This is a genomic window from Schleiferilactobacillus perolens DSM 12744, from assembly GCF_001435585.1.
GTDB classification, from domain to species: domain Bacteria; phylum Bacillota; class Bacilli; order Lactobacillales; family Lactobacillaceae; genus Schleiferilactobacillus; species Schleiferilactobacillus perolens.
Genome location: NZ_AZEC01000001.1, coordinates 151,677 through 163,934, shown reverse-complemented (window position 1 = coordinate 163,934; position 12,258 = coordinate 151,677). Strand labels below are relative to the sequence as shown.

General features: G+C 44.4%; 8 protein-coding genes. 2 read left to right on the top strand and 6 right to left on the bottom strand.

Annotation, left to right across the window (positions count from 1 at the left end; translation table 11 throughout):
- Positions 1 to 80: 80 nt before the first annotated feature.
- Positions 81 to 1,988, bottom strand: coding sequence for a DUF4838 domain-containing protein (locus FD09_RS00670; protein ID WP_057817245.1), 1,908 nt, complete (start codon positions 1,986 to 1,988; stop codon positions 81 to 83).
- Positions 1,989 to 3,275 carry a PTS sugar transporter subunit IIC gene (locus FD09_RS00665; RefSeq protein WP_157053652.1) on the bottom strand — a complete coding sequence of 429 codons (1,287 nt, stop codon included), beginning with the start codon at positions 3,273 to 3,275 and terminating at the stop codon, positions 1,989 to 1,991.
- Between the two features lie 222 nt (positions 3,276 to 3,497).
- On the opposite strand from FD09_RS00665, the gene FD09_RS00660 reads away from it, so the two are divergent.
- Positions 3,498 to 4,706: an ROK family transcriptional regulator gene (locus FD09_RS00660; RefSeq protein WP_057817241.1), complete on the top strand. Its 1,209-nt coding sequence runs from the start codon at positions 3,498 to 3,500 to the stop codon at positions 4,704 to 4,706.
- Between the two features lie 81 nt (positions 4,707 to 4,787).
- Here FD09_RS00660 and FD09_RS00655 read toward each other — a convergent pair whose 3' ends face one another.
- The 3 genes from FD09_RS00655 to FD09_RS00645 all read right to left on the bottom strand — a co-directional run bounded on the left by FD09_RS00655 (position 4,788) and on the right by FD09_RS00645 (position 10,074).
- Positions 4,788 to 6,371 (bottom strand): DUF4091 domain-containing protein, encoded by a 1,584-nt coding sequence (locus FD09_RS00655; protein ID WP_338054080.1) that lies wholly within the window; start codon positions 6,369 to 6,371, stop codon positions 4,788 to 4,790.
- A 164-nt stretch (positions 6,372 to 6,535) separates the two neighbouring features.
- The gene (locus FD09_RS00650; RefSeq protein ID WP_057817237.1) at positions 6,536 to 7,864 is read right to left on the bottom strand and encodes a PTS sugar transporter subunit IIC; all 1,329 of its coding nucleotides are present in this window, start codon (positions 7,862 to 7,864) and stop codon (positions 6,536 to 6,538) included.
- Positions 7,861 to 10,074, bottom strand: a complete 2,214-nt coding sequence (locus tag FD09_RS00645) for a glycoside hydrolase family 3 N-terminal domain-containing protein (protein ID WP_057817235.1) — start codon at positions 10,072 to 10,074, stop codon at positions 7,861 to 7,863. Before FD09_RS00645 ends, FD09_RS00650 begins: the two co-directional genes overlap by 4 nt.
- 146 nt (positions 10,075 to 10,220) lie before the next feature.
- Between FD09_RS00645 and FD09_RS00640 the strand changes: the two genes are divergently transcribed.
- Complete coding sequence (locus FD09_RS00640; RefSeq protein ID WP_057817233.1) at positions 10,221 to 11,399, top strand: helix-turn-helix domain-containing protein; 1,179 nt, start codon at positions 10,221 to 10,223, stop codon at positions 11,397 to 11,399.
- Between the two features lie 18 nt (positions 11,400 to 11,417).
- Here the strand turns inward: FD09_RS00640 and FD09_RS00635 are convergent, their stop codons facing one another.
- Positions 11,418 to 12,227, bottom strand: coding sequence for a MurR/RpiR family transcriptional regulator (locus FD09_RS00635; protein ID WP_057817232.1), 810 nt, complete (start codon positions 12,225 to 12,227; stop codon positions 11,418 to 11,420).
- Positions 12,228 to 12,258 lie beyond the last annotated feature (31 nt).

Here is a 12,258-nt window from a genome sequence, read left to right as displayed (position 1 = left end):
CCACATCAGACTTCAACGCCCGATGAATCGTTTGGCCTTTTTTTCGTGTGTGCTAAGGAACAAGTACTGGTTGACTGTAGCTACTCTTGCACGGGAGCATCCCTATACTTAAATCCCGCGTAATTTGTTGCCACTTCAATAATGCGGTAAACGTCCAAATACGGTTGGTAGAATTTCTCGTTTAATTTGATGAAATCAACAAACTCTTGCCACTCCGCTTCTGCTCGGTCCGTTTGCCCGTCTGCCAACCATGACAGAGCTTGGGCTAACTTTTGGGTTGATTGACGATGGTAATCCAACACCTCCCAGTTTTTCTTCTGTGTCCCCGTCACCTCAGATAACGCAACTCTGATAACTGGCAAGAAATCCCTTGCTTCTGCCACGATCCGTTGATATCGTTTAGACATTTGTTCGCTCACCCGTGGACCAATGGCATTAAAATAATCACTGCTAGAATCATCAGAGACTTTCTGTAAATACTTCACCACTGCAGGGTAAGTTGATTTACCATATGCTGCCTCAAAGTACTCCTGACGAAGATCCTCAAAGTTAGTCTCTTTATCCCACAACGTTTGACCCATGACGTAATTCGGGAAAGTTGTCGGAAAGCCGGCACGCAACTCCTGGCAGCTAATGTAGCCATGGAGATGCAAGTGACTAAGATACTTAACATCACGGGAAATAATACGACTGATATTCATATATCCCAGATCCCCATAGTGTGCTCTACCAAGGGGATAATCATAGACAAAGCTGTCCCCTTTAAAGCCCTTTTGCCAGTCAAACAAGAATGAAAGATTCTCTTCCAAAGTTGTTGGCAGTGTGGTTTGGTTCCGTTTATAGACGGCAGGGGCGGGAATGTCTTGGGTATAATTTACGTCTGCATAACTCTTCTCGAATGTTCGGCTAATCGGTGCGAACATCATTGTGAAACGTTCTGGGTTCTTAATTTTCTCCTTTGCTGGTGCGAAAAGAAGTTCATGATACAGCAAAAAGCAAATCTTGGTGTTGAGATGATGTGCGGTTAACTCTTGGTCCAGGTAATTGAGGAATCGAACATATTGATCTGCTGGTAATTCCTTGCGGCACTGTTCACATTCACAAATGTTATTATTTGCATCGGACAGCCAAACATGTAAGTAGTCCACTTCAGGATGCTGCTCTGCATATTGGACAACCACGTCTGACATTTTTGGTATAACAACAGGATTAGAAAAATCCAAGCTAGTCAAAATGGGAGTACCATCAATCAGTGCACGCTTACCGTTAACTTCTGCAACAAACTTTTCCTTCTCTTCTGGCAGTCTCAGCCCCGACTCCCAGCCAAACTTCGAAGAATACCCAAGCACCTCTCCCGTCCAACCATGACCCACACGATGGTGCTTAAGCCCGCGTGTTGCAATTGCCTCATCCACTTGCCGACTCATTTTTTCCACCATGGCGTTAGTGAAGGTACCCTTATCCCAATACGAATTAAACTCGTGGGTATACCACCGTTTAAAAAATGTATACGGGTTCTCAAATTGGACAAAGAACGTATTAAATCCGATTTTTGGTAGCCAATCGATAAACTGCATAATGTTTTCGACAGAATCTGCACCCTCAATGCAGACTCCACGATGTTTATAACTAGCCTTATGGTCGTAGCTGAAAGGCTGGTTGAAAACATCCATCGTAATTGAAGGAATCACCTCATTATTACGTCCAGGCCGAACGAAGCGTGCCCCAAAGTGGTGCAGCAGCTGATAGACACCAATTAATACGACTACCGGATGATTACCCTCAATTTTTCCTTGCCCCTCTTCCATAGTAATTCGAACATGGTCCAGTTCATCCTGATGAGGATCCTTGTTAAGTACCAAACGAATGCTCGCCTGCGCCGGATCTTGACTATTTTCTGGTAACATTTTCCTCAAATAGTGGGAGAGCTCATTCTGAGCAAAACGCATGGTCGTGTCATCGACACTTTGTAAAACTGTTGCAGTCATTTATGCAACCTCCTGGTTTTCTTCTTCTACCAATCGAGCATGGTCTGCTGCTTTAAAAAACGGATAATAAATTGCAAAGGAGAGGGCCACGCAAATCACTTGCAGTATTGCCGCATTAATACTTCCCCCGGTGGCTAAGAATCCACCAATAATTGGCGGGGTAGTCCACGGCAATGTGGCGCCAGTGGTCAATGGAACAAAGTGGAGCAGCATAGCAAAATATGTCAGCGTCGCATTAACCAGTGGTGTCAGAATAAACGGTATCAGCATGATCGGATTAAGCACAGTCGGGAAACTGAAAAGAATAGCCGTATTTATATTGAAAAGTGCAGGAATACCAGAGATTCTCCCCAGTGTTCGATACTCCTTGCTCTTACTGAAGAACATGAGACACAATGCTAAGCCAATGGTGGCACCACCTCCGCCCATGTAAACAAATAGGTCAATGAAAGGTTGTGTAATGATGTTGGGAAGGTGTGCTGCACCCGCTTGTAGGGCAATTCTGTTTTCATCTGTAAACTGTAACCAAATTGGCTGCATGACTGTGTTAACAATTTGTCCGCCGTTGACTCCGCAAAACCAAAAGAGAGAATTCAGGAAAATCGCCACGAAGGTTCCGATAAGCGATCCGCCAATGAGTGACAATGGCTTACCGATAATGATGGATAAAGCATCATTAACGCTACCAATGTTGAGCGCCTTCAAAATTACGGTTAGAGTTTCAAAAAAGACTAGAATTACTGCGCCGGGAGCCAACGCGACGAAAGATTTACTGACGACTTCTGGAACACTTCCTGGCATCTTTATCGTAAAATTCTTCTGAACAAACCAACGAAAAATCTCAGCCGTAATAAACCCAACAATAATGGCGGCAAACAACCCCTTCCCGCCCAACGCTGGGTATGGAATTCCCGCGATATTTTCCTTGTTAAGGATTGATGGTGTCACCAACAGTAAACTTGCGACAGATAGTGCCCCTGCTGACAATCCATCAACGTGATAAGACTCCGCCAGCCGGTAAGCCACACCAAATGTTGTCAGTAAAGCAATTAACCCGAAGCTATTGTTCACCATATTGTTGAGAATAACGTCTAGCCCATGAGCATGGAGCCAAGTGGTCCAGCTTGCAATGGGAAAGCTAGCAATTAGTACAAAAATGGAACCAATCAAGACAAGTGGCATGGCTAGCATGAATCCTTCTCGCAACGCTTTTAAATGACGCTGTTTGCTGATCTTCTCGCCGACAGGAGCGAGTTTGTTCTGCAAGAATGACATAAACGTCTGCAATTTCTGCATCCCCTTTATTTATATTTCATAATTAACGATAACGTGTAAGCGGATTAAAGGCAAGACTTATTTTTTAAAAAAATAAATTCTAGCCCCCTCTTGCCGCTCCGATATTCAGTTAATGAATCGTCTCTTAGGCTGATGAATACATTTTCTGACGTGTTTGCACGCTTGCCTCGGCTATTTTTTTATTTTATAATTAAAATAAAGGAGCGAATGTCGATGGTCAACGAAGGAATCAATCATCATAACCGTGAGCGTACTGTACAATTTATTTACCGGCATCCTCACGCCACTCGCACAGAAATCTATAAAGGTACTGGCATGACTCCTGCCACAGTTTCGCAAACTGTCGCACAACTCATTACTGAAAATATGGTTGTAGAAACTGGGCAAGAAGTTTCGGGTACCGGTTCTGGCCGCAAGCAAAAAGTGATTGAGCTTAATCAGAACTTTGGCTACTGCATCGGCGTTGATTTCAGCCTCTCCGGTATGGCTACTTTTGTTTGCGACATTCTAGGCAATCCCTTAAGCAGTAATTTAACCCCTTACGAGCAAGTTCAAAACCAAGATATTAATGGTTTAATTGCTGAGAAAATCAATTCAATTGTGAAAAATTACCCGCATCATAAATTCTTAGGGGTTGGCGTTGCCATTCCAGGCCATTATGATGGTGAGCACCAAACAATCATTTCCAATAACCCGATGTGGAACACTTTTGACTTGTCAAAAATCCGCCTAGCGATTTCTTTGCCCATACTGGCTGAAAACAACATTGAATCCATGGCATTGGCACGTTTCCTTTTCGATTCTGCCAATACCCCAGACAAGTTTCTCTTTCTTCACTCAGGTTATGGCCTTTATGCCGCTTTCATTGAGCCTAACAGTTTGCATCCTAAACGTAATTACTACATCGGTGAGATTGGCCATACTGTCGTTAATCCAGATGGCTTTCAGTGCGAATGCGGTAAAAGAGGTTGTCTCCAAACCTATATTTCAGAAACGTGGATATTGAAGAAAGCGCGCCTATTGTACCGTAACTCCAACACAACGGTACTCCGATCTTTAGTCGCAGATCCAACTAAAATCAACCTAGATACGGTGCTGGCTGCTTATGATCTGGGTGATTCATTTATTACCCAAAGTCTGAATCAGGCGGTGCGCTATTTAGGCATTTCTGTGGCTAACTTACTAATGATGTGTGACGCAGATGCCATTTATTTAAATAGTCGAATCCTGCAGAAACCGGAGTTCCATCAGCAGATTTCAGAAACCATTTCTACTCAATTGACGTTTATTCCAACAAAAAAGAACACCACTGTGGCAATTTTGCCATATCAGGAAACAGCTGCTGCGCGAGGCGCCTGCGCGCTGGTTGCACTAGCAAAAGTGGTTCAGAACTCTGCTTACGCTGACATTATGCTCCCATAAGAAAACAAGTCATGGACGATATTTCAACTTTAGAAATATCGTCCATGACTTGTTTTCTGTTTTTATGCCAGCCGTTCAATCCTACACCGTCAGTATCTCCAGTAGTACCTGTCGAAACCGATCAAAGTCTGCAGCTGTCTGATGAAATACTTCTGGCGCTGTGTGATGACGATCAGTCATCCATAAACCCGGATCATCTGATCCCACCAAAGTGGCGAGTGCTTTTTTTACCCTGGGCTGGTCAACTTTTTCCGCCTGTTTCAACAGCCAATAATCCTCTAATCCACGGTGTAATGCCTGCATGCGCATTGACGGCAAGATATTACCGTTGTCGCCAGGATGGCAAAGACACAGGTCACCAATCGGCAAACTTGAAACATTATAGCGAATATCTTTGCGTGCATTTTCTGGCCAGCAATTGAACGCCCACCGCAGTAAGCCATTCATTCCCATCATATACGCTACTGGGCCCTGCATACGCGCTTCAAGCAGAGAGCTGTGCAGGTACGTGTTCGGACGTTCTGGGTAATTGCATATATAGAACTGCGTTCGTCCTGGATGAGTCTTTTCAATCTCCTTGCCATGGCGAGATGCCGTGTAGAAAGACAGGGCTGGATAATCGACCTGATCAATCAGATCCGCCAACACCTCTTCTTTATCCATTGCCACCTTAATTTGCACTGAGGAATCTATCGCTTTTAAGGCCCTGATTGACGCCTTAAATGTTGTCACCTGAGCCGGTTGAGGTTCATCCGCAAACAAGCGCACTTTCCCCCACCAACCCTGCTGTTTGAAATGGTTAAATAGTTGACGCAAATATTCTCTCAACAGGTCCTGATCTTGAACAAAAGTAAAGCTTTGCTGCCGTTCATCATAGTACCGCACAACTAATGGCTCAGGATAATCAGCCGTCTTAATCAGCGGAAAGAAAGGTGGTGTCCAAACGCCTAACAAGCCAAAGACATCAATGTAGTCCTTGACCCCGGCGGCAAAAAAGGTCTCGACATAACGATCCAGAGCAGAATAGTCACAGCTTAATTTTCCGTCCACCTGGCGAATAACTCTAACCATCGAGTACTCATATAGATTAGCCGGATAGTCCTTAATAATGTAACTGAACCATCCTTTCCACGGTATTTCTCCGGCAATGACTGTAACAGCTTTTTGACCCATTTTTGCCATCATATGCGCCATTTGATCAATTAGTCGAAAATGCGCATCGCTCCATAACGGAACTTTAAACATGCGTGCAAGATTGGAGGGCTGCTGCCAAATATCAAGATCAAAGTCGGCTGTGACATCTTCTGGAAGCTGATAATCAATCACTGAAACAGTCAGTTTTATTGCCTTGATACGCTTTTCCGTGCCAATTATTCCTGCCTGATAAACGGAGACTTCAACCGGATAATCTCCAGATTTCACTTTTTTACCAAGTGGCATTTCAATGTAAATTGGGGTATATCGATCTGCAGAATAGGTTTGTGCAGTCACTTCGGTCAACTTATCCGCGTATTCTACCTCACCCTCTCCTCGATAATAATCTAAAAAGTGTGCACTGACTGGTAACGGCGAATTGATGCTAATGCGAAAAATGGGAATATCCAGAGCATCCGGCAGTGAATACTGCGTATCAAGGACAAAGTGACTCGTCTGGTCACCATGCAATAATAACTGGAATGCCCCCGTGCTACCCTTTAACGCCCGGATTGTGTCCACCGCTTGCGGTACTTCTTGGGCTAATGCGGTGGATGCCGTGTAACTCTCTAACACTGGAATAACTTGCAAGATACTCGTCTCCTTCTGCTGATCCATTGAATAGTTTATCTAGTTCACGCCTGCACTTCAGAAGTCGCCGTGTTCTGTTCGGCGGCTGCGGCCATCTCTAGCGCATATTCTCGCTTATCGGCAATTCTCAGGAATGGATACCACATGATGATTCCAATTGCCATCGAGATTACCATCAGGATTGCGTAGTTCAGACCACCCGACAACGGCATCTTAATAAACGTTGGTGTTGTCCAAGGTAGTAGCGACATCGTCGGATTGAGCGTGATCGGCAAAATCGTTGCAGTGAGTCCCCAGGTTACAAAACCAGCAATCAACTGGGTGAACACCTGTGGGATAAAGAAGATTGGGTTAAACATGATGGGCACCCCAAACATAATGGGTTCTGTGATATTGAACAAAGAAGGAATAAATGCCAATTTCCCAAGTTGTTTGAATTTTGCAGATCGACACTTAATCATGAAAAATGTGACAAAACCCATGAATCCAGATGCGTACATGCCCATATAAATGACAGAAGGCGTTAAATACGGTAATGGCTTTCCAGCTTGAAACGCCGTGATGTTTCCAACCACCATCGCCATGCTAATAGCGCCAAGCGGTCCCTGCAAAACAGCATTGTGTATCCCAAAGAACCAAAGCAGGGCAAGCAGTTCAACAATCAAGATGATAGATAATGGGCTGGCCACTAGCTTGTTTAAGGGTGCATTAATTGTGTTGACAAACCAGTTGAAAATGTCGCCAGCGCCCGTTAAGCCAAATCCAATGCGCACCAGTAAGGTCAGCGTAAAGATGATCGTCACTACAAAGATTGGAGCAAGCGACTGGGTAACCATGGGTGGCACGCTGTCGGGTAATTTTAGCATCAACTTTTTGGTGGATAAGTACGCATATAACCGGGTCACAACAAGCGCCACAATCATTCCCAGGAAAAGGCCCTGACCGCCAAGAAAATCAAGTTTCAAGGCGCCAACTGCCTTTTCAACATTTTTGCCATGTTCAACCGCGATGGTGGGAATGGATTGGGGCATGAGCATAATAAAACTAGCAAGTGAAATTAGTGCTGAGTTGCGCTCGTTGGCCCCCAATTGTTTGGCATATGAAAATGCTAAACTGTAAACTACATAGAGTGAAAAGACGCCTGTTGCGCCATTGGTAATTGCTTGAAAATCATCTAACAAGCCGGCGCGGGTGAGCATAGCGCTCCACCCTGGAAGTGGAAAGTTTCCGATAATTGTGATAAAGGCAATTTCCAGCGTAATTGGGCTTGTTCGAATGAATCCCTCCATCAATGCTGCCAAAATTTTATTCTTTTGCAGCTTCTCTGTCATGGGCATCAAAAACCGGCTTAAAAAGTCCTCTAACTTTTTCATTGCTTAAATCCCCCTAATTCGATGTTGGTTTTTTCTTCTTGTCCTTGAACATCTAAAATGAATTCGTAATTACCTGATTGGAAATGTGAAACTCCCTTATTGTCAAAAAAGGACAAATCAGATTGATTGATTATCGCCTGAGTTTCGACTGTTTCACGGGCAGCAAGGATCAAAAACTCACTATCAACAAGCCGTTTCTCTGGTGGCACAATGGGTGATGCCGGTTGATGTACATAGATGTGGACCACCACCGCCGCTGATCGGTCAGAATTATTGGTCACCACGTATGGCAGCAAAACGCCATTATCTGTAATTGAAGGTGTCTGCCAATGTGCAACACTACTGGCATAGCTCAACCCTGCACCAAATCCAAACAAAGGCTGATTAGCTTCGTCGATATAGCGTGAGATAAATCGTTCGGAATGATTGTTTTGGCCCATTGGCCGCCCAGTCGTATTTTGTGCATAATACACCGGAATTTGACCTTCGCTTCGTGGAAAACTCGTTGACAGCCGAGCAGATGGGCTAGCGACGCCAGTTAATACGTTGGCAATACCAACCCCACCCATTGTGCCAGGATACCAGGCCACCAAAAGTGCATTAAGGTAAGGGACAATATCCGTCAGTACCAGCGGTCGACCTGTGTACAGTATCCCGACAATTGGCTTATGGAGATCTGCCAAAGCTTTCAAGAGGCGCTTTTCTCTCATTGGTAACGCTAAGTGTGCTTTCGAGGCTGCTTCCCCAGATTCCATAAACTGCTCGCCCAACGTCAAAACAATCACATCGCTCTCTCGGGCAGCGGTCAACGCTAATTGAATCAATTTCTGTTCATCCTGTAATGGCCCATTGACCTTTTCCAAGATATGTTGATAAGCGCCGAGATTGCTGTAACTTTCAAACAAGTTGAATCCTTGCGCCACGGTAAGCTGCTCATCCGAATAAGATTGCTTCAATCCTTCCCTCAGAGTGACCGTATCCATGGGATTGCCGGTTACTGAAGCCCAGAATCCAAGTGTTAACCTACTGTCCGCGTATGGACCAATCAATGCTACACTTTTACCTTTCCTCAGTGGCAGCACATCCTCATTTTTCAGCAGTACAACGCTCTCTTCCACAAGCCGCGTTGCCAACTCGCGATCCTCTGGTCTTAATACCTCGCCCGTATTGGTGGTTGTTAACCCACGATATGGATCTTCAAAAAGTCCCAGCTTGTTTTTTAAAACCAATAGACGCCAAACCGCTTCATCTAATAACTTGGCGAACTCTGGTTGTCGAATGAGTTGGGGTAACGCGTTGGCATACACGGATGTCATCATGTCCATATCCACTCCTGCAATCAAAGCAGTTTTGGCAGATTCCTCCACAGAAGTTGTCATACCGTGGGATTGCAACTCACTGATGGCTGAATAGTCCGATATCAATGGGCCAGAAAAGCCAAACCGTCCTCTCAAAACATCTCTGTTTAACCAACGATTTCCGGTTGCTGGAGTTCCATTTAACACATTGAAGGCAGTCATTACCAATTGACAATTCGCATCAATCGCCGCCTGATATGGTTGCAAATATTCATTGAACAAGCGCTGAGTGGACATGTCCACAGTGTTATATTCGCGCCCACCTTCTGGTGCCCCATAGCCGGCAAAATGCTTAATACAGGCTGCGACTCTCCCAGGCATGCTGACATCTCCATCATCACCCTGATATCCTTGCACGATACTTTTGGCGTATGCCTTTGCCGTATAAACATCTTCCCCTGGCGACTCCAATACGCGCCCCCAACGAGGATCGCGACTAAGGTCCAGCATCGGTGAGAACAAGCAATGAATACCGTTGTTGTAGCTTTCTCTTGCAGTGACTTGGGCCGCTTTCTTCAACTTATCAAAATCGAATGAGCCTGCTTGAGCCAGAGGAATCGGAAAGATTGTTCGAAATCCATAAATTACATCCGCCATGAATAGGTATGGAATGTGGTGAGGAGATTCCTCTATCGCTTTCTTTTGCAATGCTCGTAACTGATCGGGTTTGGTTACATTAAAAACCGATCCAGCGGTATTAAAATCAAATCCGCGGGAGAATCCCAAGTCCACTTGTGGACCAGTTTTTAAAGATCCCTCCCCCACCAAATCGCCGTTCACTTGGATGGTCTGAGCAACTTTTTCTGTGGACGTCATATCATCAAATAATGCCTTGAGAGTCGTTTTATTCAAAATCAAGCTCCTTTCTGTAACCGCTTCAATGGTGATTATAGGTGGAACTTGGGTTAGAATATACAAGAAAGGTCTTGTTTATATCAGAAAAGATCGGCGATGAAAAAATTGACCGCACTGATAGAACTCAAGAAAGGAATATCCCAATGGACACCGTTATTTTAGAAAAAATTATCGCTACCCTTTACCACAAATATTTAATCCCGGCGATGATTGTCGACCTCACGGGTCAAGCTGTTTCATCCACGTTACCGCTTCTTCAAAACGAATTACCAAGTGGTATTTTGACATGGCGTGGTACTGACCAGATCCGTCTTTACAATAATTACCAAACGATGTTGGCCAGCTTCGGTTTTGTCGACGGTGACGGTGTCCAACGAATCATGTTTATTGGTCCCTGCGGGGTGGCTGGCTCTGCTGAAACCACGCTGCTTTACAACGGTCATCGCTACATTTACGGTTTGCATTACACCAAAGAGGATCCGCACACCTTTGAAAATTTTGTGCTGCTTTTATATCAAATCATCTTTCGCCAGAGCCTGCCCAAAAGCCGGCTACAATGGCGCTACGCAAAGGTGACCCATACACTGGCGCCCAATACGGATGCTGCTTTAGAGGAGAATCTATATAACCGTCGTATCCAGGAATCGACTTTTGACTCCTATCAATTTGAATTGCGTTTTACTGAATACATCAAGCGCCGAGAACCCGAAAAAATCGGTTGGTTGTTTAATAAGATGAAGGAGACCTACGATGTCCATCTATCTGTTAATGAGTTAGAAGGACTGAAGTTAAAATTCTCTGACTTTGTGGCAGTCTTCACCCGCATAAGTATTAGTGAGGGCGTTCCCGTCAATCAAGCATTTGGACTATCCGACGCCTTGATTCAAGGATTATTCCGAATTCATTCGCCAGAAGATTGGTTAGTTTACATCAAGGACGCCACCTATCGTTTTGCCGACATGGTGCAACGGTATCCTCTCAGCCACAACTCGTTGCTCGTGAAAACCGTGGTTAATTATGTAGACAGCCATATCTACGAAAAAATAACCATCAATGATTTGGCTGCCACCACGCAAAAGCATAAGTCCTATCTGTCCACAAAATTCAAGTCTGAAACTGGCAAAACTATCCATCAATACATCTTAGAAAGAAAAATTAGCGAAGCAGAACACTTACTTCTTTTCACTGATCACAGCGCCAAAGAGATGAGCAGTTTGCTCAACTTCGCCAGTCAAAGTCACTTTATTGAAACTTTTAAAAAAATCACCGGAAACACACCACGGGAATTTCAGAATGAACACTATGCTTATTACTTGGCATAATCAGTCTAACGTACCCACTTAGTTTCCATTTTTCAAGGCAAAGTGGCGATAACGGGCAACAATGAGATCCATAATAATCTGATACAGAAACGCGTGTGTCTGAATGCTTGTACGGTGCGGAAAAACAATCGTATCTTCGATGTAACTCAGTTTGGCCAATTCTGGATTGGCTGTCACGGCAAAAATGTGTGCTCGGGAATGGCGAAATGAATTCTTCTTTGGCCAGCCTGGCAACAATTGGTTCTGTTGAACGTAATTACCGGAATTGGTGAATACAATGATCAATGTATCTTCACCGGCCTCCCGAACATATTGCTCCTGCTTCAGATCTTCCTGACAAGTAAAAATAAATTTGCCGTTGTACGCCAATTTGTATTGAAAGTCCAGCGCAGCCGACTCCGAGAACAAAAGCCCGAAGGCGGCTACTTTGTGATACCGAACCAGCGCTTGGGCTAAACGATCAATCGCTGCCTTATCTATTGATTGACGCAACGTATCAATATCTTCTTGAATGGCAGAGAAATATTCGTCCAGCTCGTTTTTCTCCAAAGTGTCCACAATATTTGTTAAATAATTCAGCCGATTATTGAAACGATCCTCTACAAAGGGGGCACTGTCTTTCAAGTCATAATAATCATCAAACCCAATTTTGCGGGCAAACTTGGACATCGTTGACTTGGAAACATTCGCCAGCATAGCCATGTCACCAATGCTCAGATCAGCAATTTGATCGTAGTGCTCTACCAACGTCTCGGCAACGTGGAAAACTGTTGAATGACTATCCTCCGTATTCAGAAGTGTGAGTAAGCGAACAATTAACAAACCCATTTTATTGACCCTCCTGTGGTTTCCATTTTGC